Genomic DNA, 26784 nt, shown 5'->3' on the forward strand with positions numbered 1-26784 from the left:
TAAGCGACCAATTTCTATATAGAATAATTGGTCGCTTATATACATTCCTCAACAGGACTTAATCTAGCCTCATTATGAAAGTTTTACTCTTCTTATTATTTTTTTTGGCTTTTAATAATTGGGTATTGAGTCAAGATGGCTCAGCCGCCCAAGTATTTATAAATAAAGCAAACGAAGCTATTGAAGCAGGCGATTTACCTAAAGCAGATCTTTTATTGCTACAAGCTGCTGAGATTTATGATAATACCAATAATTGGCCTGCCTATTTTGATTGTGCTGTTACTAGAGTAGAAAATCATATTCAAATGGGAGAATATGAAAAGGGAATACAAGCCGCCTCAAATTATATAGAAGAAGCAAACCGTGTTAACTATAAAGCAATTTCTATTTCTTTGTTGCACAAAAACATTGGTAAAATACACTATATACAAGATAACTATAAGGCGGCATTTCCTCAACTTGAACAAGCAGCTCTTATTCGGGAAAACATCAACCCCAATGATCCTGATTTAGCACGTGACTATTATAATTTGGGCGTTATTAGTCGTTATGCGGAACGCTACAATAGAGCCATTGAATTTTTGGATGAAGCCGTTAAGCTGCAAGAAGATGAAAATGTTCTAGCTCGCATTTATACGGAACTAGGTAGCAACTATAAACTAATTGGAAACTTTAGAAAAAGCTTAGATTACCAAGAACAAGCCATTCGGATTCTTGAAAAGGAAAAAGACGACTCGGCTATGGCCATTGCTTTATTAGAAAAAGGGGCGACACTCACGGAACTAAAACAGAGCGGCAATGATTTGATTTATCTAAAACAAGCTTTGGTTCTTTTTCAAAGCCCTCAACTGCTAGATTATACCAACCAAGTAAATTGTTGCCAGCAAATTGCTTATGCTTTTTTCAAAGCCCCTGAAACGAATGAGCTCCAAAACAACCTAGATTCTGCCCAGTTTTATTACAGAAAAGCGTTAGCCATTGCCAAAAAACACCTCCCTAAAGACAACCCTTATTCAATACAAGTTTTATTTAATCTGAGTTCGGTATTAGCAGACCAAGGAAAAATGGAACAAGCAGAGCTATTGTTGGAACAGGCAGAAGCTAAAAGCTCAAATATCTACGCCCCAAAAAGTTTAGAAGCAGTTGCCAGCCTTGCCACTAGGGCAACATTTTATCGCTTACAAGGTAAATATGCAGAGGCTTTACAATATGAACAACAACAATTAATTAGCCTTATTAAAAACTACAATCAAAAGGACATCTGGGATCTACCTACCCTTCAACAGGCAACCAATAGCCTTAGTTATGATATGATTACGGACGTACTAGCTAGTAAAGCACGCTGTTGGTATTTATATTACAAATATGGAACAAAAGAGGTAAAGAAGTTAGAAGCTGCCCTTCAAACGATTCGTCTATTTGACCAAGTAGTCAATCGGATTCGTGCTGATTTTTCTAGTAGTGGTTCCAATATTGCATGGTCCGACTTGACCCTAGATGCTTACGAAAATGCCATTGAAACTTGTATCGCTCTAGCCAAAGCAACTGGAGATCTAAATTACCACCAACAAGCCCTCTATTTTTCGGAAAAAAGCAAAGGTCTTAGCTTGTTAGAGTCTTTTCAAAACACAAAAGCTCAACAAGTTTCAGGGCTTTCAGAAAAAGACTTGATTAAAGAGCGAGAAATGAAATTGGACATTATTGATTTAGAGCAAAAGGTTTTTCAATTGACTCAAGAAGAAAACCCAAATCTACAGGAGACCATAAAAAAACTTAAGAAACAGATTTTTTTAAAACGAGAAACTTATCAAGATTTTTTAAAAAATCTAGAAATCAATAACCCTCAATATTATCAAACGAAGTATCAACTTAACATTCTTAACCTAGAACAGATTCGTAGTTTACTAAAAGAAGATCAAGCTCTTATTGAATATTTTGTAGGCGATTCTAGTATTTATGCCTTTAAAATCACCCAAACAACCTTTGAACTTATCCCTTTAGATGGTCAAGAAAGCATGCTGGATCGTGTGGGGGATTTACGAGAAAGCATCTACGGTTATTTTTTATCCAACAAAGAGCGAGATCGCCAAATGCATTCTAAATTTGCCAAACAATATGCTGAGAGAGCCTATCAGATGTATCAAAAATTAATTGAGCCATTGGGGTCCTTGCCCAAGCGCCTACTTATTGTTCCTGCTGGTCCTATGTGTGATATGCCTTTTGAGCCATTGCTTACCGAAAAAGTCAATACCCCCAACCAATATAAGTCGCACCCTTTTCTATTAAGAAAACACAGCATTAGCTATTGTTATTCTGCTACGTTGCTCCAAGAGATGATGAACAAAATTCACCTTGAAACAGAGCATACTTATGCAGGGTTTGCGCCCTCCTTTGGAAAACATGCAACAAGTGTCATTCGAGGGAAACGCTATTCGCTATCTCCATTAACCTTTAACCAACCTGAGGTTGAAAAAATCAGTGCGCTATTAGGAACAGGAACAGTCTTTAAAGACCGTGATGCAACTGAGGAGCAATTCAAACAAATTGCATCCAACTACAAAATTATCCATTTTGCGACACATGGCATGGCCAACAGTGATAACCCTGATTACTCCCTATTGGCATTTACAGAAATAAAGGATGAACAAGAAAATGAATTTTTATATGTTAGCGATTTATACAATCTAGAGCTGAATGCAGAGATGGTGGTCTTAAGTGCCTGCGAAACCGCCCTAGGCAAAAATTTTAGAGGAGAAGGAATTATGAGTTTAGCCCGTGGTTTCTCTTATGCTGGTGCAAAAAGCATTTTTACTACCTTATGGAGTGTCAACGACCAGTCTACCTATGCTATTATTAATGGCTATTACCATTTTTTGCAGAAAGGTATGGATAAGGATGAGGCGCTGTCTCTATCCAAGTTACACTATATTGACCATGCCAATAACGTCATGGCGCATCCCTTTTTATGGAGTCCTTATATCTTAATTGGCGACACCACCCCTATTGCCGCTATTACCAAAACGCCCAATTGGGTATTGATCAGCGGTGGTAGTGTCCTCTTTTTGTTATTGTTAGGTTTGGGGAATTATTTTTTTAAGAAAAAGCAATAAGTGGGATCGTAATTGGTTCTAGATTACCTTTTGCAGTAGTGAGTTGGATAGAAATAGAAAAGTCGTATGTTATTTATGATCAAAATAATAACATACGACTTTACTTCTAATTTACGACACCTATAGTTTTATACATCGTAGTTCTTACGATCTTAGCACAAAACCGTTAGCCTTGTTTAGCACTGGTTATTGGATTTAAAATCACATCAATACGTTCTATTATATCCTCTAAGTGAAAAATAGAAATATCATCGTTTTGTTTGCCAATATTGTTCTTAATATCTTGTTTTAAACGCTTTAGCATACTGCGTGTAATTGCCTTTACATCCGATTGATCTTTGGGATTTTTCATTAGCGCTCCCATTTTTTCGATATAGGCTCGTTGCAAATTACGACGATAAACATCAATGGTAATACCACTATTTAGTTCACCCCAAATACCAGCTTTAAGCCCCATAAACAAATCTACTAAAGTATAAGCCTTGGCACTACCTTCTGTTGCATCCGCTTCTACCAATCTATTTAATCGACTAGCATCTAACAAATTATTGAGTGTTCTCTTTTGCATATTCAGCAACCTATTCACGACCCCAGTAGATTCTATTCGATCCAAAATAGAAGCATCTATTAACCACTTAGGCGTTTGAAACAATTCTTTATTTAAGAAAACCATTGCCATTTCCTGCTTAACTTTGGGAACATGCGTAAAAATAATTCCCTTTTGGTCATAGGTTTTAGTATGTTGGTAAACACCACCAATATTTGAAGTAACATGCCCCATATATCGGTTAAGTTGCCCAAATATTTGACCATACAATTCTTTTAAGTCGCTATAATCCTTACCGTCTTCTGCCGACCATTCTAGCAACTGAGGTAGAATTCGTTTTAGGTTTTTAATCCCCAAAGAGCTGGCTTTAACCGCATCATCCCCTAGATCTTCTGTTTGAGAAGAAGGATCAATAATACGCCATTGTTGTGCCCCAAAACGATAAGCAGGGTCATTTGCTTTTTCTTTGATCCATTGGTTTAAGGTAGCACGTTCATCGCTTGTATTTTTGGCTTCAGGAATTGGTTTATAACCATAAATAATAGACCAAATATCGTATTCACCAATCTTCGCTCCTAGATTTTTCACCCCATCGCCTGGTTGCGCTACATAATTAAACCGAGCATAATCCATAATAGAAGGAGCTGTTCCGTGTGTCGCCGTAAAGGTTGGAGAACGCAACGAATCAACTGGATAAGCCACACTAGACCCCATATTATGCGGAAGCCCCAAGGTATGCCCTACCTCATGCGCTGCAACAAAACGAATCAATTCCCCCATTACAGCATCGTCAAACTGAACATTTCGTGCAGAAGGATTGATGGCAGCGGTCTGTATCAGATACCAGTTTCGAAGCAAATTCATTACATTGTGATACCAAAGAATATCGGATTCCAAAATCTCACCTGTGCGAGGATCATGTACATGCGGCCCTTGTGCATTCGGTATATCAGTTGTAATGTATCGAATAACAGAATATCGAACATCTTCAGGGCTCCAATCTGGGTTTTCTTCTTTTGTTGGAGGATCTTTAGCAATGATTGCATTTTTAAAACCAGCCGCTTCAAATGCTTTTTGCCAATCGTTAACCCCCTGCTTGAGATAAGGACGCCATTTTTTAGGAGTAGCGGGATCTATATAATAAACAATTTGTTTTTTAGGCTCTACCAATTCCCCTCGTTTAAACGCCTCCATATCTTTGGGTTCTAGACGCCATTTGGTAATAAATCGCTGCGTTTGAGCTTTTTGTCTTTCAGAGCTATAGTTGGTTTGCTGAATAGAAAAATATCCTACTCGACCATCATAAACACGAGATTGCATCAAGGTTTCTGGCAGCAAAATAAAGGATTGATTCATCTCTACCGACAAGGTTTGTGTTAAATAATTATCGGGTAGTTTTTTACCTCTATAGGTTAAAATATGGCGTACTTCTGTATTCGAAGGAAAACTCTTCGTTTCAGTAATCAAACTACGCTTGGCATCCACTCCTGCAATTGCAAATCTTTTGCGCTGAAAATCGTTCAAAGCACCAATCAGCGCAACATCTGTTGTAAAAAATGGATTCACTTCAATAACAATCCCCTCCATTTTCCCTGAGGTATCCTTCTTGTACGCTGCGATCGGAAAACTATGGATAACAGGTTCAAAATTGTTATTTTTCAAAGATTTATAAATAGGTTCTTCTTCATTCGCCACACTATGGTAAGAAACAGAGCGCATCAAGATCTTGTTATCGACCTTTTGCCAGCGAATTACTTGTTGAGGACGAGATTTCATTCCTGCACCACCAAAGCTCAAATTTTTGACATAACCAGAAATTCGGCTAACAACCATAATCTCCTTTTCCAACAGATCTAAAGGAAGCTCAAAGTAATACTTATCATCTACTTTATGAGTGATAATTAAGCCCTTTTGAGTAAGTGCTTCTTTAGTTATAATCTCTTTATAAGGTTTAGGAGCCCCTTTTTTAGGGGGCGTTTTTTTCTTAGCAACAAGTTTTTCTACCTGCTCTTGTTTTCCCTTCTTTCCCTTTTTCTTTTTTTGCGCATGACTATTTAATGGCATGACCAAAGCCAATGATAACAGCCAACAAAATACAATATATTTTTTCATGGTTATGATTGTTAATAGATACATTAATTTCGTACAAACATAACCAAATTATGGAGAATCGAGGAAAAGGAAAGCATAGATTGTACCGATCAATACCTTTTTAAGAGCAACGTATATTTATCTTCGATAATCGTGCTTTTGTTCATCTACAATCACAATTTGAAAACTTGAAAATAGTTTAAATATTTCTCGTTCTTTGACAAATCGTGTGAAATCGTAAACTACCTTGCCTGCTTATTACTTCTTTTGTTATAAATAATAGGTCGTAAGTCGTATGCTTAGTTCCTGTAAATACAGGACATACGACTTACGACTTATTACTTTCTTCTAAAAAAAGTAGTTAAAAGCTTACCCTTTTTAGTATTTACCACACGATTTGTCAAAGAACTGTATTTCTATTTTCAAGCCTCCAAATTGATAGGACTTTTCACAGAAACCTATACTAAAATTGAGAATCATCTACACGATCCAAATACGCTTGAATAGGTTTTACTACATCTTCCAAACAACCCTCTTCAAAAGGTGATTTGAGGTTTGCTAATTCAACCAAATCTAAGAATGATTTTGCTCCCCCAGCTTTACACAAAGTAATATAATCTTTCCAAGCTTCTTCTTTATTTTCTAAGCTACGCTTCCAAAATTGGAAAGCGCAAACTTGTGCCAATACATAATCAATATAATAAAAAGGCATTCCAAACACATGGCTTTGGCGCTGCCAAAAACGCCCTTCTTCCAAATGTTTATTGCCTGCATAATTTCGATTAGGAAGGTACTTCTTTTCCAATTTTGACCAAACCTCATTGCGTTCTTTTGGTGTCATCGTTGGATTTTCATACACAATGTGTTGAAACTCATCAATTGCCACACCATAAGGTAAAAATAAAATAGAGCCTGCCAAATGCGAAAATTTAAACTTATCGGTATCTTCCTTAAAGAACAAATCCATCCAAGGCCAAGTAAAAAATTCCATGCTCATAGAATGAATTTCGCAAGCTTCATAGGTCGGCCACAAATAGTCATACAGTTCCATATTATTACTGGTAGAATAAGCCTGAAAAGCATGTCCTGCCTCATGCGTTAATACCGTAATATCATGACTCGTCCCATTAAAATTTGAAAAGATAAAAGGAGACTTAAATTTATTGAGAAAGGTACAATAGCCCCCTGTCTGCTTGCCATCTTTTGCCACTAGATCCATCAATTCTTTGTCGCTCATAAACTTAAAAAACTCGTCTGTTTCTGTTGACAATTGAGCATACATAATACGAGCCTGATCCTCCATCCATTTTGGCGAACCTTTAGGTTTGGGGTTGCCAGATGGAAACTTAAACTCTTCATCATAATACTTTAAATGATCAAGTCCCAAGCGTTTAGACTGACGCTCTAATAATTGTGTGGCAAGTGGCACAATATGTTCTTGGATTTGTTGGCGGAAATTGGCTACCATTTCAGCATTATAATCTGAACGCAACATACGAGCATAGCCCAATTCTATATAATTTTTGTAGCCCAATTCTGTTGCCATCTTATGGCGAATCTGAACCATGTCGTGATAAATCGTTTCTATTGAGGTTGCATTCTCTGCATAGAAATTCCATTTTGCCTCAGAAGCACGTTTGCGAGTATCTCGATCTTCTGACAATTCTAGTGGACTGATAGAAGACAAATTATACGTCTGCCCATCAAATTGAATAGCCGCCTGAGCTTTAATTTTTCGGTACTGAGAATCTAATTTATTTTCTTCCTTTAGATCTTCTATAATTGCAGGTTCAAATGTTTTTAAACGCAACTCTGCAATAACAAACAATTGTTTGCCAAATGTTTGCTCTAACTCAGGTCGGAAAGGAGAGACAAGCAACGCTCTAAAATAGTCATTGATGTGTTCATTCAACTCAGGATAGTTATCATCAAAAAAATCATTCTCCCCTTCATAAAAACGATCTGTAGTATCAATAGAATGGCGAACAGATGCCAAGGAGTACATTGAATCAAAATCACTTCTGAGTTGATTGATTGCTAAAATTGCTTCTTTCTGCTCTTGAAACGTTTCGGCTTCTTGAACCACTTGGAGCTGCTTCACAAAAGCTCCCTTAAAATCGTTAATACTAGGGCGTTCGTAGGTGAAATCACTAAATTTCATGATAACTGTGGATTGTTATGCAAAGCAACTAGTATAGGGGGATTCCTGAGCTTTCTATGACTTTTTTGCTCTACATGGTTGATAAACAAAAAGAGAAGAAATACACTAGTGTATTTCTTCTCCCTCAAAGTTAAGTTTTTTATATGAACAAAAGGAATAAAGCTTTTGTTTTTGAATCGATTATTTTTTTATATAACTAAGTTTTTACAATTATTTATTTCATCGATTCTTTAAATTGTTTAACACCACAATTAAGAAAATCAATATATTCTTTCTCATCTGGCGTATATCCTACAGGAGTATTCAATACCTCTTCTTTTGTATTAACTAAAACATAATAAGGCTGAGATTGAGTAACAAAATTTACTTCTTGAAATTCTGCCCATTTATTTCCTACATTACGGATTTTCTTCCCATTAGGAGTAACCAGTGTTTTATCTAATTTTTCTCGATCATCTACATATAATGAAACCAAAACATACTCATTACGAATAATGTCATTAACCTTTTTCTTTGTCCATACATTATCTTCCATCTTTCGACAATTAACACAGCCATATCCAGTAAAATCAACAAGAAGCGGTTTATTTACTTTCTTAGCATATGCTAAAGCTTCATAATAATCATGGAAACATTCATCTAAAGTTGCAGGACAATCACAAGGCTTAACATAAGAGTAGCATACAGCTGGCGCTAGACCACTTAAAAGTGATGGAGTAACAAATGTCCCTTTAGCATTCGTCATAAACCCAGAAAAAATATACACTGTTAATAAACTTGCCAACACTCCTAACCCTTTTCGTGGATTAGATATTTTTGCATTAGGGTTATCATGTGGAAAACGGATCAAGCCAAATAAATAAATTGCCATTGCTCCAAAGATAATTCCCCATAAACCAATGAATAATTCATAAGGCATAATTCCCCAATGCTGTGTTAAATCGGCAGTTGATAAAAATTTAAGTCCTAATGCTAATTCTATAAACCCTAAGATAACTTTCATTGTTGTCATCCAACTTCCTGAATTAGGGAGAGATTGTAACCAACTAGGAAATGCTGCAAAAAGTGCAAAAGGCAGAGCCAATGCAATTGAGAAACCAAGCATTCCAATTGCAGGAGCAAGAAAACCTTCTTTCACTGCCTCTACTAATAAAGTCCCAATGATAGGTCCTGTACAAGAAAAAGAAACCAAACAAATTGAGAATGCGCCAAAGAAGGTACCTAAAAAACCGCCTTTCATAGAAGCCTGATCTGCCTTATTAGCCCAAGAAGAAGGAAGTGTTATTTCAAAATAACCAAAGAAAGAAACTGCAAAAACAGTAAATAAGAGGAAAAAGGTTAGATTCATTAACCAATGAGTCGATAATTGATTTAAAGCATCGGCTCCAAAAACACCTGTAATTACTAGACCTAGAGATACATAAATTACAATAATTGATGCTCCAAAAAGCAATGCATTTTTAATACTTTCTGCTTTGCTTTTCTTTTTTCCTTTAGAGAATAAAGAAACTGTCATGGGAATCATTGGAAATACACATGGAGTTAATAAAGCAACAAAACCACCAGCAAATCCCAATAAAAAAATTGTCAACCATCCCATACTTGCTACATTAGCAGTCTTATTGATAACACCATTTCCATTACAATTACCAATAGGATTTAAATTTGTTTCTATCAATGTTGGATTAGCAGGTGTATATACTCCATCTTCAGAGTATGGATTAAAACTTTCTCCTACAGGAATATCTCCTCCTTTGAAACTAAAATTAAACTCTACATCGGTAGGAGGCATACATTTCGTAGCATCACAGGTCATATAGTTCAGATAACCGATAATAGGTGTTTTAGGATCTTTTACTTTTATGCGTTGGGTGATGGTGAGATCATGTTTGAATTTGGTTAATTCCATATCAAAAACCTCATCCATCATTTTTAATTTATTCTCAGGCACAGAAGTACTTTCTACATTAGAAACTTCTTCTACAACGGCTTCTCCTTCAAAATTAATGGTAGTTGGAATTGGGCCATCCTCACTCTCTAAGGTCTGAGAGTAGACATACCAGCCTTCTCCAATGGTTGCAGTAGCAATTAAATCCACTTCATCCTCAGAAATTTTATTAAATTTTATAACCCAATTAACTGGTTTGTTAGGATCTACCGTAGGAGCAGGATGATCAGAAGGCGTTTCAGTAGGCTGCTCTACAGGCGTTTCTGTTGGAACTACTTCGGCTTTATCCGTTGTAGCCGCCCCTTCAATACTAGAAGGAACAAACTCAAATTCTACAGCGGTAGGAGGCATACACTTCGTATCGTCACAAGTCATGTATTCCAAATACCCTGACACCTTTTTGTTAGGATCAGTAACCTTTATCTTTTGTTTGATTTCTAAGTTTTTTTTGTACTTAGTGATATTCATATCAAACATTTCATCAAAACCTGATACTTTGTAAGCTGGTTTGCTTGTTTTTTCAGTTGCTTTGCCAACTTTGGTCTCGTTATTAGACTCAAAATTAATAGAAGTAGCAATAGGACCATCCTCACTCTCCAAATATTGAGAATAAGTGTACCATCCGTCTTGAATTTTAGCTTTGAATACAAGTTCATATTCATTCTCTCCGAGCGCCTTAGCTTCCCAGGTATATTTGACAGGGCTATCTTGTCCCAAAAGATTGAACGATACTAAACTCAATAATAAAAGAGTAGAAAGGATAATTCTCATAGGATACTAATTATGGTTAACAAAATAAAACAGGTGTGAATCAGATTATAATATTCTTAAAAAGAGGTCGTTGGCTAAATGCTTATTATAAAATTCAAGACATTGGGTTTTGAATTTCACTTTAGACGACCTCTAACAAAAATAGAAAAAAATGCTTACGATAAGCTTCTTTTCAATTATTTAATTCTTTCTTGTTCAAGAATAGTTATAAAGATATGAAGATATTTTTATATTTTCCTATAACTTAACAAAAAAAGCTTTCTTTAACGTTTTTTTAATTCTTTTTTTATCCTCCAATTGTCTCTATAAACGACAAAAAGAGCAAACTAAATCGCTTGCTCTTTTTATTGTTTTCTACTTAATATTTTTCTCTAATTCAATCGTTATAAACTTTAATACTCCGTTGATTTTTAACGGGGGTAACGAAACTTACAATAAATCTATAAAATATCGAATCAAAATACCCCTAGCATCGTCAACCTATTTTAGTTTGATTTCAAAAGGTACATCTGTAGGCGGCAAACACTGTTCATCATTACAGGTCATAAAAGTAATGTACCCCTTCACTTTTTCATCCCCTTTGGTATGTATTTTTTGTGTGATTGTCAAATGCTTCTTATACTTGATAATATTCATATCAAAAAGATTATCATAGCCCTTAATTTGCTGTCCCTCTTCTACTGCTTTCCCATCCAAACTAATGGTGCCTTCATCCTCCAAAACAATTTCTGTTCGTACTGGTCCATCATCACTTTCTAGGTATTGAGAATAAACATACCAGCCATCCTTTATTGTAGCTTTTAGGTAAAGAGTATACTCATTTTTGCCCGTTTTTTTGCTTTCAAACGCCCAAGAAACAGTATTATTTTGCCCATAACTAAAAGTAGAAATGGCTAATAAGAGGATAACAAATAGATGTTTCATAATTATTTTTTTTGTGTTGCATTAGCAAATACTATAGTAAAGACAGTAAATTTTACTTAAATATTATGCCAAAATGAATCCTATTGAAAAAAGAAATATTGATACTGTACCCCTATTGCAATCATAAAAAGGATAAAGTGTACTGCTTCTGCTGCTGCCAAGCTTTTATACGATTGCAGGGTAATACTTAACAATATACTAATTGGGATTATAAATAAAGTAAAATGATAACTGTACAATTGATTCTGTGCTAAGAAACTAAACAAAGCGATAACAGGCATCAACAAAACTACATTGATGTATTTTTTTTCACGAGATGTTGTCTTAAAATACAAGCCTTGCAAATTACCTAGTGCTAAAAGACAAGGAAACAGCAATACAACCAATAATAAATACAGTTCTATATTGGTCTCATAATGCACTACCATAGTAGAGTAATGTATCATTAGTTCCTGATCAACCCAAGTTCCGAAATTATCTCCTAAAAAATGATAAGTTCCCAACAAGAAAAAGGGGGTAAAAAAACCTAACAACAATAAGATAAATTCCTGCAAGTCAAATGAACGAACAATTAACAAACCAATTATTATCCAAAAGAAATACACGATAAATCCATTGTACAAAAGAGCTGCCATAGCTGCGGCAAATCCTATATTAAAAATCGCTCCTAGTGAAACTCGTTTCTCATAACTACTAAACATGCTATAAAGCGACCATAACAAAAATGTGTTCCCCAAAACAACAGGCGAACAAACATCTATATCGACATAACTAAAATGTAGGAGTATATAACAAATGGCCGTAATAAAAGAGTATTGTTTGGCTACTTTAAATGTATTTACCATTGTATTAATAACCAATGCTTGTACCAAAAGGAGTAGGCTAAATGCTATTTTATTATTGGTGGGATTATCCAACCAGCCCATCAACCATGCTGATAAGGTACTTGGCAGTTCTTGAAAGGTTCCTAAATTTTCACTAGGATAAAACCAAATATTAGCACTAAAGAGTAAGAAATAAAGAATAACAAATACAGCAGTAAAAACCTGATTGTCTCTAAAAATTTGTAGCACGTAGGTATTTTTTGGATTGACAAAATACAATGTAAAGTTGTTTGAGAACTGAAAATCAGTGAAGCGAATAGCTTTCATTATACTTGCCTGAGCTCACCTTAGGCTCAGTTCAACAAAACGGCTAAGCATTTACGACCCCAGCTTGCTGGCTCATAAATGAAACGCATAACAAAGTAAGTCCATTTTTAAACAACTTCAATTTAAGAATTACCAAAAATACAATGCCTTAAGGAGAAGTTCTAAATTTTAGGTTTCAAATTATAAATAAAAAATAGGAAGATTTGTGCGATTTTGGGTAAGTGCTCTACGCTAAAAGCCCCATAGCGTTCAATTACTCTACGGGGCTTCCAGATTAATAATTCCTGATGTGATCCATTTAGCGTTAAATCGATTAGTAGTTAATTTTCAGCAGTCGCAACTTTTGATCTCGCTCCGACAAGGCAATTACTTCTGATGCCGAAACCTGAATACTGTTTGCCAATTGAGGCAAAACACCACTTTTACGCTCCTGATGCGCAACAACATTACGTTTTACAGTTCCACTACTGTTAATTACATATTCAAAAATACTAGTATCCCATGAAATATCATTGTTATACAAAAAACGGATGCTAGAATTTGTTTTTACAGCAAAAAAAGAAGAATAACGCCCATTGTCATTTTCTGAACTCTGGCTTTTGAACAAAACATCTTTCCAATACACTTTGCCCGATGGATGGATAGACGCTACCAATATATTCTCATATAGGTAATCTGCTTGAGCCTTGCTGCGCTCTTCTTCATAAAAAGCCATAGAAGATTCATAAGAAAAACGTTGTTCTGCAACCAATACAGCACCGCCATCTTTTCGCAACACCAATTGACAAATCATAAAGTTTTGGATTCCAGTAATTTTTTTTGACTTCTTTCCTGTTAAACTTCTCATAAAAGATTCTTCCAACTCTGATATTTGAACCGTAGGGATGGCTTCAAAATTGGTATTAAAATAGAAAATCCCATTGGCTACAGCGTTCTGTGTAGAATAAAGCCCTGCTGCTACTAGTTGCTGATTAATCTCATCGTATTGTACATTCATATCGTAAGATATGTAATCATAAAATGGTATGGTATGAAAATGTTTTGCCTTATTTAAACCTATTTTACAAATAGAAAACTGATGGTTTTTTCGCTGGCGTTTGTTATTGTTTTGATTATAAACAATAAAGGCTTCTCCCCCATTATTAATTAGCAATTGTTGAAAATCTTTGTGATAGCTAAGATCAGAAAAACGCAACTCTTCTTGCCACAATTGTTCTTTATTCACCATATCAAAATTAATCACTTCAAGATGCCCTTTGTAGGAAGGAACATATATTAATGAGAATTTCTTATTTTGAGAATTAATAATTTGATGTCTGTGTAAGACAAATAAATTATTAAATACGCCAATATCAAAATCGTCAATTTCCTTTGCTTCTGTGTCAAATTCTTTTCCACGGATATAGGTATTTCCTTTTTTGTGGTAATAATACAAAATAGAGAAGCTCTCTTTGTGAGGAACAATCTTAAAAGGGGTTATATCCCTTTTATTAAACTCAATGGTCTTCACCCAATTTTGTTTTAAATCTCCATTGGTAAAGCTTTGAATAAAAAATTTTGTTTCTGTTTTGCGATATAATAAGACTTGATTCTCATATTTAGCAATCAACTCATAATCTACTTCATTCGCAACATCTACAGGCTCTGAAATTTGTACTTTTTGAGCCGATGCCACATTAATACCAAAAAAGCTAAGCGTTCCTATCCAAAATATGTAGTAATATTTATTCATATACAATCGATTTAAGTAAGTAGAACCTATCCAAACTTTCGGACCTTGCTCCTTTGGTATTGAGCAAAGCATTTATTTCTCTTCGTTAGGTTAAAAGAGATAATACACTGTTTTAAAATAGTTTATGCCGAAATAATGATAGGATAAATAACCAAAGTTCCCTAATTAGGCTGTTTCCTCTATTTTGTCAATTTATTTGTCTTGGAGAGTTCCTAAAACCATGTTGTTATTGACAGCTACAACGATAATAGAGGATTACCAAAGATCTAAACAATCACCCCACTATACAAACATTATTTTTGGAGGTTAATTAAATAAGTATTTGTATGTATTTTTTTGTAAAACACAAAATCCATAAACTATTATTACATATAGGTACTGTGAATTTTGTACATTTGTTTCAAAATTGACCAACAAAACGCTGTAGGGTAATAATAAATCTAAGAAAAAAATTTTACTTCAGCAAACTATTTCCAAACAATAGATCACTAAAATGGCTATTATCCAAAGTTTTATGATCAAGTTCCCCTCTAAAAAGTAGTTTACTCAGAAATAAAAGAAAGAGAATAAATTTAATGTTTTATGATAACAAAAAGAATCTTAACGATTAGTTGGCTTTTATTGGTTTTTATTGGTTTTTACAGTTGTGAACAAGCAGCACAAAAACCAGATGAGTTTCAAGCAGAACACGGTCAATTTACGGGTATTCCTGCTATTGACGCTATTACCAAAGACATTATAGCCGATCCTAATAACATGGCGCTTCGAGTTGCTCGCTGTGAAGCCTATTCTCAAGAAGGCATGTACACAGAAGCAGAAGAAGAGGCTCGTATCATCTACGATTACGACAAAACCAATTGGAAATCGGCAAGGCTATTAGCTTGGACCTACTTGGAAAACAACAAGTCAAAACCCGCCATAAAAACCTTGGAACAAGCCTTAGAAATCCATCCAGATACCATTCATCTGCTCTTGGTACATTCAGAAATTAATCTCAATGTAAAACATTATGATGAAGCATTAATTTCTGCCGAAAAGGTGCTAAAACTATCTCCACTAAATGTAGAAGGTTTGTTTATGCGAGGCTTAATCCTAAAATATATCGGTGATACGCTCAGTTCTATTGGCAACTTTCAGACGGCAATTGAACAAGATGCAGATCATATTGATGCCTATATGCAATTAGCGCATATCTTTTCTGCCAAAAAAGAAAAAATTGCCCTTCAATATTATGACAACGCACTGCGTATAGATTCTCTTTCTTATGAAGCTCTAAAAGGCAAAGCAGCGTTTTTTCACCAAAATTACACCAAGGATAATGGCATGTTGGAAAAAACCAAAGAAGCCTATGAACGCTTGATTCTTCACCATCCTCAAGAGGTGAATGGTTGTTATGATTATGGTTTGTTTTTTATGGAAGAAGGCGACTTTGAACAGGCACAACACTTTTTTGGTATTGCCGTTAAATACGATCCTACTTTTGGAGAAGCTTACTACTTTAAGGGAGAAGCCTTAGAAAAATTGGGCAAAATAGACGAAGCCGTCCGTGCTTATGAAAACGCTGTGCGCAATGGAAATCGTTATCAAAGAGCAGAAGAAGCATTAAAGCGCTTAGGCAAATAATTTATAGGGAATATGTAAAAAAGATTATTGAATTGTTACCTTTGATTTTCATTCATTAATGCTCCTTGTTCTTAAAACCCAAGGTAGCATCTAACTGGTCATAAAAATACTCTAAAAGAGCATATTTTAACAACCTAATAATAAAAAATTATGATTAAGATTTTAGTTAACGATGGTATTCACCCAGATGGTAAATTACTATTAGAAGAGGCTAATTACGCTGTTGACGACACCAAGATTCCTCAAGAGGAATTGGCAGAAAAGCTTCCTAATTATGATGCTATTATTGTTCGTTCGGCTACTAAAGTTCGCAAAGAACTTATTGATCAATGCCCTAATCTAAAAGTGATTGCAAGAGGTGGTGTTGGAATGGACAACATTGATGTTGAATATGCTCGTTCTAAAGGCATCAGAGTTATTAACACGCCTAAAGCGTCTTCTCAGTCTGTTGCCGAGTTGGTTGTAGGTCACTTATTTACACTTTCTCGCTTTTTGCACAGAGCCAATAGAGATATGACCACCAAAGGAGCGACTGAGTTTAAAGCACTCAAAAAACAATATTCTAAAGGGGTTCAATTAAGAGGTAAAACATTAGGAATTATTGGTTTTGGGCGTATTGGTCAAGAGGTAGCTCGTTTAGCATTAGGCTTAGGAATGCGAGTATTAGCGACCGATTTATTTGACAACACGGTCAACATCGACTTGGGCACTCCTGATGTATCTGATGTTGCCTTTTCTATTCGTTTAAGTACTGTTCCCTTAGCTAAAGTTTTTGCCAAAAGCGATTATATTACAATTCATGTTCCTAGTAGCGATCAGCCTGTGATAGGAGCTGCTGAAATGCAACAACTTAAAGATGGTGTATTTTTAGTTAATACCTCAAGAGGGGGCACCATTGATGAACAGGTGCTATTAGAAGCACTAGAAAGTGGTAAAGTGGCTGGAGCGGCACTAGACGTATTTACCAATGAACCTACTCCTAATCAAGACTTATTAAATCATCCAAAAATTTCTGTATCTCCCCACATTGGTGCATCAACCTTAGAAGCACAACGCAATATTGGTTTGGAATTGGCAGATGCTTTTATTGATTTTTTTGGAGAAGATAACTAGATTTAAATCAATCTTTTACGAAGCTATATAGAAGAGGCTGTTGGAAATCGTGTTCCAACAGCCTCTAGTTTTTTATTCTGTTACAATTATTTATTGACGATTCAGCTCTGTATTAAAACCCAATACACTTATTGTGATTTTATCACACTGATTGTCTGTTATTGGAAAATCCCCACTCATAGAATTAGAAGTCGTAGGAGAAGCCGCTGTAACGGAAAGCGTGTCATTAGCAACAACATATGTTTTGACACTAAAGGTATCATTGTTAACATAGCCTCCCAATACATCATCATTGGGGTCTACTAACGTCCCATCTGATTTAAATTCAACGGTTCCTGTTCCTCCTGTTATCGTCCAAGTTCCAACAATATTTTGTGCTACAGCTGGAGGGGTACAAGTAGAGTTGTCCTGTGTACAGGCTGTCATAAATAAAGCGATTGCAATAGTTAATAAAACCACTGTCTGTTTAAAAAAATTCATGTATTTACTATTAATAGTTACAAAATATAATGCTAGGTTGATAGCCATTTGATTCTCATTCAATAAGCATAGATGCTATAAAACCCAAAATGGTTGTTTGGCTCTTTTTTTTTCTAAATTTGAGTACAGGACAAACCTAGCTTGTTGGCTCCTGAGCACTTTGTTTTTAGTTTGTCCTCTAAGTTTCTAAATACAAAATAAACAATTAGCGAGTGGTTCAAAATTAAAATGTTATAACTGCATCTTTTCTTCCGATCCATATTCACTGCACTTCATCCCATATTCGTACTTCTCTTCCTAGTATTAATTTATACTTAAACACTGAATAACAAATACTTAATCATTTTATTTATAACAAATAAGTAGTTTATTTAATTTATTTATATACTTTTGTGACATCTATAAAATAATTGATTACCAATTAAAATTTAAAAAAATGAAAAAAACAAGGATGAAGATGGGGATAATAGCCCTTACCATGACTGCATTGACAATCTCTTGTAAAAAAGATGTTGTAAAAACCTATCCTAATCAGCTCACTCTAGAGAACTGGGAAGAATTTGTGGATGCTCCCAAAGAAGTTCTTGAACGTTTTGAAGCGCAAGAACAAAGTATAAAAACAGAACTAGATAAAGAACAAGCTATTGCTACTCCCAAAGCAATTTGTCCTGGGGGACCTATCTTTGGCAAAGTCCGTGCATGGAATGGTGGTTGGTCAAGTATTTCTGGGGTCAAGGTTACACAAGCCAACTGGACAGCCTATACCAATACTTTGGGTAACTATGCACTATGTAGCTCAACAACAGGTCCAGTTTGTATGAATTACAACACCAGTCAACTAAATGGTGTGTCTACATTAGACTTGGTTCACATTCAAAGACATATTCTAAATATTGCCCCATTTGATAATATTATTCCTGAGTCTGATGCTGCCAGACGTTATGTTGCTGCTGATGTAGACCACAATGGAGTTATTGATGGCAATGATATTACAGCCATCCAACAATTGATTTTGGGTATTACGATTACCCTTCCTGGCAATAATGTCACCTTTGTCCCTGAAGTAGACTTGGTACTTCCTATGGTTACAGATCCATGGGGGTTATCTTTTTTGCAAAACAATTGTAGAAACAATGCTCCTTATCATATGGATCGTTACGCTGTAAAAATGGGCGATGTTTCTGGAAACTTTTCTTTCTAAGGCCTCTAAAAAAATTGCCTGTCGTCCATTAGAACGACAGGCAATTGCTGTTTATTTATGGCTGGTGCTAAATATCATAATTTAGTACAGGCATCAACCAACGTTCAGCCTCTTCTCTATGCATCCCCTTTCGTTGAGCATAAGCCTCGACTTGATCTTTTTCAATATTCCCCAAGCCAAAGTACTTAGACTCTGGATGAGAAAAATACCACCCACTGACAGAAGCAGCAGGGTACATCGCACAACTTTCTGTTAACTGAATCCCTGTTTGTGCCTCTACATCTAGCAATTGAAATAAGGTTCGTTTTTCGGTGTGTTCTGGGCAAGCAGGATAACCTGGCGCAGGACGAATTCCCTGATAACGTTCTTTGATTAGCTCCTCATTATTCAAAGATTCAGCTTGATCATAGCCCCAATGTATTTTTCGAACCTGTTCGTGCATGTATTCGGCAAAAGCCTCTGCCAAACGATCCGCTAACGCCTTGGTCATAATTGCGTTGTAGTCGTCCAAATCTGCTTCAAATTTTTTGACCCATTGCTCAATATTTCCACCAGCAGTAACGGCAAAACCACCAATATAATCCTTCACACCACTCTCTTTAGGTGCTATAAAATCTGTCAAGCAATAGTTAGCCTGCCCTGGTGCTTTTTGACGTTGCTGGCGCAGATTTCTCAAGGTATAAGCCAAGGTAGAACGAGTCTCATCCGTATATACCTCTATATCATCATCGTTGACGCTATTGGCAGGAAAGAAACCAATCACAGCAGTTGCCGTCAACCATTTTTCATTGACAATTCGTTCCAACAATACTTGGGCATCATCAAATAACTTTTGCGCCTCTACCCCTACAATTTCATCCTTTAAGATTTCAGGGTACTTACCTCTCAATTGCCAACTTGTAAAAAAGGGCGTCCAGTCTATATACTTACGTAATGTATTAAGGTCAAAATCTTTAAATAATTTTGTTCCTGTAAAAAGGGGAACAGGCGGTGTATAATTAGCCCAATCCAATTGAAGTTTGTTTTCTCTAGCCTTTCTATACGTTAAATACTTTTTAGCAGATTTACGATTGCCTCGACGAACCCGAACTTCTTCGAATTCATTACGAATAGCCTCCACATAAGCTTCTTGTTCTTCCTTGTTTTTATTCAACAAAGAACTAGCTACTGTAACCGAACGAGAAGCATCTAAAACATGAACCGCTATGTTATTTTTATACTGAGGTTCAATTTTCACTGCTGTATGCGTCTTAGAGGTAGTTGCACCTCCAATCATCAACGGAATATCAAAACCTTGGCGTTCCATCTCTTTGGCAACATAGACCATTTCGTCCAAAGAAGGCGTAATCAAGCCACTCAGCCCAATAATGTCAACTTGTTCTTTTTTCGCTGCTTTTAGAATCGCATCGCAAGAAACCATAACTCCTAAGTCAACAATTTCATAATTATTACAAGCCAATACAATGCCTACAATATTTTTACCAATATCGTGCACATCCCCTTTGACCGTAGCCATCAAAATTTTTCCTTTAGAAGCTCCCCCCGAATCTTTCTTCTCCTCCTCAATATAAGGCGTTAAATAAGCAACGGCCTGTTTCATTACCCGAGCAGATTTTACTACCTGTGGCAAAAACATTTTACCAGCACCAAACAAATCTCCTACCACATCCATCCCTGCCATGAGTGGCTCCTCTATCACTCGAAGAGGGCTTACATATTTGGCATGTGCAGCTTTAGTATCTTCTACAATATACTCTGTAATTCCTTTAACTAGAGAGTGTGCTAAACGTTCCTCTACGGTTCCTTCTCTCCAAGACAAATCTACCACTCGCTTTTTACCTTGCCCCTTTACCTTCTCCGCATATTCCATTAATTTGTCTGTTGCTTCTGGATTTCTATTGAACAATAAATCCTCTACTAAGACCAATAACTCTTTAGGAATATCTTCATAAATTTCCATCATTCCAGCATTCACAATCCCCATATCCATCCCTGCCTTAACAGCATGGTACAAAAACACAGAGTGAATAGCCTCTCGAATGACATTATTGCCACGGAAAGAAAAAGAGATGTTACTAACCCCACCACTAATTTTCACATTCGGCATCAAGCGTTTGATCTCTCTACAGGCATCAATAAAATAAATACCATAGTTGGCATGTTCTTCTATCCCTGTTCCTATGGCAAAAATATTAGGATCAAAAATAATATCTTGAGGGCGTACTCCCACTTGTTCCGTTAGAATTTTATACGCACGGTGACAGATTTCTACTTTTCGATCAGTTGTGTCAGCCTGCCCCTCTGTATCAAAGGCCATCACAATCATTGCAGCACCGTAGCGCTTGCATAATTTGGCATGTTTAATAAATGCCTCTTCCCCCTCTTTTAGAGAAATAGAATTAACAATAGATTTTCCTTGTACACATTTTAATCCAGCCTCTATGACCTCCCATTTGGAAGAATCAATCATAATAGGCAACTTAGAAATATCTGGTTCCGCAGCAATCAAATTCAAGAAAGTAACCATTGCTTCCTTAGAATCCAAAAGCCCTTCATCCATATTTACATCAATCACCTGTGCACCACCCTCTACCTGTTGACGAGCAACAGAAAGTGCCTCTTCATAATTGCCATTCTTAATCAGACGAGCAAATTTTCGAGAACCAGTAACATTGGTACGCTCTCCTACATTGATAAAGTTCAAGTTTTCTCGAACAATCAAAGGTTCTAAACCACTGTACTGGGTATAAATAGAAGGTTGATTTTTTTTGCGAGTGGGCAAGCCTTGAACAGCCTCTGCCATACACTGAATGTGCTCTGGAGATGTTCCACAACAACCACCTATAATATTAACAAAACCACTTGATGCAAATTCCTTAACATAGCCACTCATTTCTTCCCCATCTTGGTCATATTCCCCAAACTCGTTGGGCAAACCAGCATTGGGATAAGCACTAATATAACAATCTGCAATACCAGCCAAAGCCTCTATATGGGGGCGCATTTCGGTTGCACCCAATGCACAATTGAGCCCCACACTAAACAAATTAGCATGACTGACCGAAATCCAAAATGCTTCGACAGTTTGTCCAGAAAGAGTTCGACCACTAGCATCAGTAATTGTTCCCGAAACCATAACAGGGTACGCAATCCCTACTTCTTCGCAATATTGATCAATTGCAAATAAAGCGGCCTTACAATTTAAGGTATCAAATATTGTTTCTACCAAAAACAAATCACAACCTCCATCGGCAAGTCCACGTACCTGTTCATAATAAGCCCCTACTAAATCGTCAAACGTAACTGCTCTATACCCTGGGTCGTTCACATCCGGAGACATAGAAGCCGTTTTGCTCGTAGGACCAATTGCCCCTGCAACAAATCGAGGTTTTTCAGGATTCAATTGGTTAAAATAAGCCGTTGCACGTTTGGCACATTGAGCCGAGGCAACATTGATTTCATAAGCTATATCCGCCAAGTCATAATCTTCTTGCGAAATAGCATTGGCATTAAAGGTGTTTGTTTCAATAATATCAGCACCTGCTTTCAAATAAGCCTTGTGAATATTTTCAATTACATCAGGTCTTGTAATGGATAGCAGATCGTTGTTCCCTTTTAAATCTTGATGAAAATCTTCAAATCGCTCACCTCGATAGTCTTTTTCCGTCAAGTTGTATTCTTGAATCATAGTTCCCATTGCCCCGTCAATAACCATTATGCGCTGTTGTACTATTTTGTTTAAACGCTCAAGGGTAGTAACAGAAGAAACTGTTGTTGTATTTGTCATTCAATCTACGTTTTAAAATATATTCAGTAGAATAATTGATCGATACTTACTCTACTAAAAAATTGGTTTCCAAGTGAAATTTCGGTTTTCGTTCTTCCTAGTACAAAAAAAGAAACTCAAAATAAAACATGCTCATGAGATTTCATCTTGGACAAGCAAAGGTAGGCAAAAGCAAGCAAAGTATCAATTCTCTATTGCTTCTCGCATTAATTTATTGTAACTTTTTACAAAAATTACTTTATTCTAATAGAATTAATACTCCGCTGATTAGTTCCCTACGGTCATGAGATAGTTTTTTAGTTTTAACAAAAAACATAAAAACCATCTTATATCAATTTGATAATCAGTGTTTTAATACTCTGACCCACAAAAAGCTATTTTGCTGATTATCAATTTAATACGATTTTCTAGCGGAGTAATGAGAATAACTCATTTAGGTTAATGAAAAATTATGAAGTCAATATATTCCACCAAAAGCAACCTGTATCTATGTCTGATCCAACTTTTTATCGTTCTCCCAATCCAAGCCCAAACTCATTCTGCTGTTAATGCAACAACAATTTTAGGGATACCAACAATTTACCTTTTTTTTATATTGGGAGTTTTCCACCTGCCTTTTGTTCTGATTTCTTTTTTTTATGCTGTTAATAGCAGTTCTTATTCTGAAGAACAACAACGAGAATATAAGATAGGTTTAGGAGTTCTATTGATTATTAACAGCTTTATATTTAGTTACCCCCTTTATCAAAATTGCTATATTTATCCTAGTTTAATTCTTTTTGCTATCCCTTTATTTTACTTTTTAATTGGATTTTTCCAATGGAAACGCCCCTTTATTAATTGGATATTGTCCATTTTATACGTTTTTACGCTTATCTTATTTGCCTTGGGAGGCAATAAAAATAGTCAAGGTTATGGACCTAAAGATGGACTTTATACCACCTATTACAATACGCCTCAAAAGCAAATCCAGTCCAGTCAATATTACAGCTTTGGTTTTCTTCACGGTTCCTCTAAACAGTTCTATGAAAATGGGCAATTAAAAAGTAGCTGTAGTTATAATATGGATACCTTGGAGGGGATTGCCCAAGAATATTACCCCAATGGACAATTAAAAAACAATGGTACTTACCATCACAATAAGGTAAGTGGTCTTTATCAATCTTACCATTCTAATGGGCAATTAGCATCCGAACAAAACTTTATAGCAGGTGTGCTTAACGACACCCAAAAAACATTCTACAAGAACAGCCAGTTGAAGAGTTTGCACTATTATGAAAAAGGCAAAAAAATAGGTTCATGCAAAACGTATCATCCCAATGGGCAATTAAAAAGTAGTTGTACTTTTAATAAAGACGAGCAAGGCCTTTATCAATCTTATCATCCCAACGGACAATTAAAAGAGACGGGACAGCTCAATAAAGAAAGAAAAGATGGCTTGTGGAATACGTATTACCCCAATGGAAACCTAAGTAGTTCGGGGTATTATCTAGTTAGCGATTATAACAAAGCTATCAAGCAGGGTTTATGGAAAACCTATTATCCCAATGGACAGTTAAAAACATCTGGAGAATATCAAAAAGGGATTCGCAAAGGAAAGTGGGTTAAATTTTTTGATACTGGGGAGCAAAGTGATCAATACGATTATGGCATATAAATTATAACACATAACGCAGTCCTAAATACCCTCCCATGTTCATTAAGTTGGTATACTCTGTTGTTGTTCCTAGTGAATTTTGATTTAGAATAGAAGATACTCCTATATTAGCGGACAAACCATAATCAATTACAAATCGATTGATTCGGTGCGTATTACCAATAGCTAACCCTAAACTATGGTTTATTTTATTGTAAGAGCTACCTAACTCAGCAGCAACGCCATTCAGTACTTCTTCTCCTTTGCTAAGATAACCAAAACCATACCCCACTCGTGCATACATAGAGGAAGGAATCATTCCAAAATCATTATAGTGAAACAACGTACGTTGATAACCAATCGTAAAATCAAAATAAGTTAATTTTATCTCTTTATGATAATAGCGTCCTTCGCTAGTATATCCACCAAAATATTGCTGATTGCTCGAAAACGGATAAGCACCAATAATAACGGCGTCATTAGCTGTTAAATGGCAAGCTAGTACAACACCAACACTAAGCGCCGTTCGCACCTTAGTCTTTAACATACTTGTAGTCTCCATTGCTCGGTTGGTTGCACTTCCCAACAACAACGAAGTCCCAATTTTTGTATTCATCCCCGTTTCAAAACGCAATGTATGTCTCTTAGAAGGAGTAAGCGATTGAATTTGAAAACTGCTCAACTCATAAATTCCAGAATCAGCAATCATTGGCTTAACTACAATGGGATTTATTTCATGATTTGGTACCTTTTGAAAGATCAACTCCTTTGAAGAAGGCATCAATGAATGAATAGACGGAGTTGTTGTTATTACATTCGCCCCTTGTAAATGTTGAGTAGTATTATTTGTATTAGGCAATGTTACAGGAATAAATCCAGTAGAAACAGGGGTATTATTATTAGATTGCCAACTTGGCTGTTGGAGTAGAGCATCATCTGATTTGCGTTTGTCTATAGCTAATGTTGTATTGACAACTTGATTTGCTCCTTGTCCTTCCTCTTCGTTTACAGCAATAGGTTTCAATCCTGTTATTGTTTCTCCTATAGTACTTGTAGGCTTCCTTTTAGTTACAATTTGAGGTGCTTTGTTGGCTCTTAAGGTCTGTTTAGTAGTAGACTCCTGTTGATTCCATGGAGTTTGCTTTGATGATAGATTAACCTTTGATCCAGCGATTGGAGTCTCTTTATCCTGTTCTGCTTCCTCTATAGAATTAGAATAGGTGGAGCTCCCTTCAGAATTTGCAGGAGTAGTTTTTACATATTCAACGGTAGTTGAAGGCTCCGATTGGTAAGCAATTGGGTTTATCAACTCCTCCCCTATACCACAACCTCTCAGCCATAAAACAACCAAAATAGCAATGCCCAATTGTGCACTTTTTTCCCGCCAATAGCCCTTTCTTGTTCTACGATTAAGAACTTTGTGAATACGCTGCCAAACCGCATCAATTTCCAACTGATCCTCTACATTTTCCCATATATGCTTAGGCACATCTTTAGTGTAACTCCCTTCAAAACTACTTTTGATCTTGTTTAGAGAAGATTTTTGTTCCAACTGGCTAGCAACCCCTTCCCACAAAGAATCTGGCAAATCTTCATCATCAAACCCCGTCTCAAAAGACGTTTTTATTTTTTCAGCACTTTCTACTGGCAATGAACCTTTAGCAAGTTCATTCGCTATGTTATCCCAAATAAACTCAGGAACCTGATCATCAGGGGTTTGTTTTTCAAAACTCTCCCCAATTTTATTATTGGTTGGGTGCCTATCCATGGAGTGTTTTTATTGAAGTTTGCAACATTTTTTTTGCTCTACTAAATTGAGATTTTGAAGTTCCCTCCGTTATTCCCAACAAAGCAGCAATTTCCTTATGTTTATATCCCTCTATAGCATATAATTTTAAAACTTCTCTTGCCTTTTGAGGTAAAGAATTAACCAATTTTATAATATCATTAGCCTCTAATTCGCCTACAATACTATCAATAGAAGCATCCACCTCGCCACTTTCAGACATAGGAATCACGACTTGAATATCTCGTTGTTTTTTATTGTAAGCATTGATTGCAGTATGAACAACAGTACGTCGAATCCAGCCTCTTAATGAGCCCTCAAATCTAAATCGATGAATATTCTTAAATACCTTAATAAAACTTTCCTGTAATATATCTGATGCGTCTGCTTTATTTTCGGCATACATCATACAAACCTTATACATATCAGCAGCATACTTACGATAAAGCAGCTCTTGATACTGCCTTTCATCGGCAGCACAACGTTCTACTAGTTCTCTTTCTGAAAGTCCTTCCACTGTTAAGAAATTTTATAAATAGGTTTGTTTGTTATGTTTTTATACTAATGTATTATTATTCATTACTTCGTTGAAAACCCGAACAGAGCTTGCGACCTCACGAACCCAGCTTGCTGGCTCACGAGGTACGAGTAACAAACAGAGTGAGTAACAAGGCTCACGTAGTAACCACGCAGTAGCAGCAAAGCTAATCGTATTCGATTATT

At 36.0% G+C, this 26784-nt stretch carries 15 protein-coding genes; 5 read left to right on the plus strand and 10 right to left on the minus strand.

Going from position 1 to position 26784, the window contains the following annotated elements; translation table 11 throughout:
* Positions 1 to 74 precede the first annotated feature (74 nt).
* Complete coding sequence (locus tag AsAng_RS21680; RefSeq protein WP_264789193.1) at positions 75 to 3110, plus strand: CHAT domain-containing protein; 3036 nt, start codon at positions 75 to 77, stop codon at positions 3108 to 3110.
* Between the two features lie 166 nt (positions 3111 to 3276).
* Here the strand turns inward: AsAng_RS21680 and AsAng_RS21685 are convergent, their stop codons facing one another.
* The 6 genes from AsAng_RS21685 to AsAng_RS21710 form a co-directional block, all read right to left on the minus strand.
* Positions 3277 to 5769 (minus strand): zinc-dependent metalloprotease, encoded by a 2493-nt coding sequence (locus tag AsAng_RS21685; RefSeq protein WP_264789194.1) that lies wholly within the window; start codon positions 5767 to 5769, stop codon positions 3277 to 3279.
* Between the two features lie 442 nt (positions 5770 to 6211).
* On the minus strand, positions 6212 to 7909 hold the full coding sequence (locus AsAng_RS21690) for a M3 family oligoendopeptidase (RefSeq protein ID WP_264789195.1): 1698 nt from the start codon (positions 7907 to 7909) through the stop codon (positions 6212 to 6214).
* Positions 7910 to 8123: 214 nt separating this feature from the next.
* Positions 8124 to 10628, minus strand: coding sequence for a protein-disulfide reductase DsbD family protein (locus tag AsAng_RS21695; RefSeq protein WP_264789196.1), 2505 nt, complete (start codon positions 10626 to 10628; stop codon positions 8124 to 8126).
* Between the two features lie 480 nt (positions 10629 to 11108).
* The gene (locus tag AsAng_RS21700; protein WP_264789197.1) at positions 11109 to 11552 is read right to left on the minus strand and encodes a protein-disulfide reductase DsbD N-terminal domain-containing protein; all 444 of its coding nucleotides are present in this window, start codon (positions 11550 to 11552) and stop codon (positions 11109 to 11111) included.
* 80 nt (positions 11553 to 11632) lie between these two features.
* Positions 11633 to 12625, minus strand: coding sequence for a DUF6427 family protein (locus AsAng_RS21705; protein ID WP_264789198.1), 993 nt, complete (start codon positions 12623 to 12625; stop codon positions 11633 to 11635).
* 391 nt (positions 12626 to 13016) lie between these two features.
* The gene (locus AsAng_RS21710) at positions 13017 to 14435 is read right to left on the minus strand and encodes a hypothetical protein (protein WP_264789199.1); all 1419 of its coding nucleotides are present in this window, start codon (positions 14433 to 14435) and stop codon (positions 13017 to 13019) included.
* Between the two features lie 582 nt (positions 14436 to 15017).
* On the opposite strand from AsAng_RS21710, the gene AsAng_RS21715 reads away from it, so the two are divergent.
* Together AsAng_RS21715 and AsAng_RS21720 are read left to right on the plus strand one after the other, a co-directional pair.
* Positions 15018 to 16058: a tetratricopeptide repeat protein gene (locus AsAng_RS21715; protein ID WP_264789200.1), complete on the plus strand. Its 1041-nt coding sequence runs from the start codon at positions 15018 to 15020 to the stop codon at positions 16056 to 16058.
* Positions 16059 to 16208: 150 nt separating this feature from the next.
* Complete coding sequence (locus AsAng_RS21720; RefSeq protein ID WP_264789202.1) at positions 16209 to 17171, plus strand: D-2-hydroxyacid dehydrogenase; 963 nt, start codon at positions 16209 to 16211, stop codon at positions 17169 to 17171.
* Between the two features lie 90 nt (positions 17172 to 17261).
* Here AsAng_RS21720 and AsAng_RS21725 read toward each other — a convergent pair whose 3' ends face one another.
* A complete protein-coding gene (locus AsAng_RS21725) occupies positions 17262 to 17651 on the minus strand; it encodes a hypothetical protein (RefSeq protein WP_264789203.1) in 390 nt (129 codons plus the stop codon).
* A 436-nt stretch (positions 17652 to 18087) separates the two neighbouring features.
* Here AsAng_RS21725 and AsAng_RS21730 point away from each other — a divergent pair, with 436 nt between their 5' ends.
* Positions 18088 to 18852, plus strand: coding sequence for a hypothetical protein (locus AsAng_RS21730; protein ID WP_264789204.1), 765 nt, complete (start codon positions 18088 to 18090; stop codon positions 18850 to 18852).
* Positions 18853 to 18919: 67 nt separating this feature from the next.
* Here AsAng_RS21730 and metH read toward each other — a convergent pair whose 3' ends face one another.
* Complete coding sequence (gene metH / locus AsAng_RS21735; RefSeq protein WP_264789205.1) at positions 18920 to 22639, minus strand: methionine synthase; 3720 nt, start codon at positions 22637 to 22639, stop codon at positions 18920 to 18922.
* Positions 22640 to 23090: 451 nt separating this feature from the next.
* Here metH and AsAng_RS21740 point away from each other — a divergent pair, with 451 nt between their 5' ends.
* Positions 23091 to 24296: a hypothetical protein gene (locus AsAng_RS21740; protein WP_264789206.1), complete on the plus strand. Its 1206-nt coding sequence runs from the start codon at positions 23091 to 23093 to the stop codon at positions 24294 to 24296.
* 1 nt (position 24297) lies between these two features.
* Here AsAng_RS21740 and AsAng_RS21745 read toward each other — a convergent pair whose 3' ends face one another.
* Both AsAng_RS21745 and AsAng_RS21750 read right to left on the minus strand, forming a co-directional pair.
* On the minus strand, positions 24298 to 26043 hold the full coding sequence (locus AsAng_RS21745; protein WP_264789207.1) for a hypothetical protein: 1746 nt from the start codon (positions 26041 to 26043) through the stop codon (positions 24298 to 24300).
* Positions 26036 to 26578 carry an RNA polymerase sigma factor gene (locus AsAng_RS21750; protein WP_264789209.1) on the minus strand — a complete coding sequence of 181 codons (543 nt, stop codon included), beginning with the start codon at positions 26576 to 26578 and terminating at the stop codon, positions 26036 to 26038. Before AsAng_RS21750 ends, AsAng_RS21745 begins: the two co-directional genes overlap by 8 nt.
* Between the last annotated feature and the right edge of the window lie 206 nt (positions 26579 to 26784).

The organism is Aureispira anguillae (assembly GCF_026000115.1).
In the GTDB taxonomy this organism is placed as follows: domain Bacteria; phylum Bacteroidota; class Bacteroidia; order Chitinophagales; family Saprospiraceae; genus Aureispira; species Aureispira anguillae.

What these genes read in the sequence shown, in the direction of transcription:
- AsAng_RS21680 (WP_264789193.1), top strand. Translation starts at nt 75, where the DNA reads ATGAAAGTTTTACTCTTCTTATTATTTTTTTTGGCTTTTAATAATTGG.
- AsAng_RS21685 (WP_264789194.1), bottom strand. Translation starts at nt 5,769, where the DNA reads ATGAAAAAATATATTGTATTTTGTTGGCTGTTATCATTGGCTTTGGTC.
- AsAng_RS21690 (WP_264789195.1), bottom strand. Translation starts at nt 7,909, where the DNA reads ATGAAATTTAGTGATTTCACCTACGAACGCCCTAGTATTAACGATTTT.
- AsAng_RS21695 (WP_264789196.1), bottom strand. Translation starts at nt 10,628, where the DNA reads ATGAGAATTATCCTTTCTACTCTTTTATTATTGAGTTTAGTATCGTTC.
- AsAng_RS21700 (WP_264789197.1), bottom strand. Translation starts at nt 11,552, where the DNA reads ATGAAACATCTATTTGTTATCCTCTTATTAGCCATTTCTACTTTTAGT.
- AsAng_RS21710 (WP_264789199.1), bottom strand. Translation starts at nt 14,435, where the DNA reads ATGAATAAATATTACTACATATTTTGGATAGGAACGCTTAGCTTTTTT.
- AsAng_RS21715 (WP_264789200.1), top strand. Translation starts at nt 15,018, where the DNA reads ATGATAACAAAAAGAATCTTAACGATTAGTTGGCTTTTATTGGTTTTT.
- AsAng_RS21720 (WP_264789202.1), top strand. Translation starts at nt 16,209, where the DNA reads ATGATTAAGATTTTAGTTAACGATGGTATTCACCCAGATGGTAAATTA.
- AsAng_RS21725 (WP_264789203.1), bottom strand. Translation starts at nt 17,651, where the DNA reads ATGAATTTTTTTAAACAGACAGTGGTTTTATTAACTATTGCAATCGCT.
- AsAng_RS21730 (WP_264789204.1), top strand. Translation starts at nt 18,088, where the DNA reads ATGAAAAAAACAAGGATGAAGATGGGGATAATAGCCCTTACCATGACT.
- metH (WP_264789205.1), bottom strand. Translation starts at nt 22,639, where the DNA reads ATGACAAATACAACAACAGTTTCTTCTGTTACTACCCTTGAGCGTTTA.
- AsAng_RS21740 (WP_264789206.1), top strand. Translation starts at nt 23,091, where the DNA reads ATGAAGTCAATATATTCCACCAAAAGCAACCTGTATCTATGTCTGATC.
- AsAng_RS21745 (WP_264789207.1), bottom strand. Translation starts at nt 26,043, where the DNA reads ATGGATAGGCACCCAACCAATAATAAAATTGGGGAGAGTTTTGAAAAA.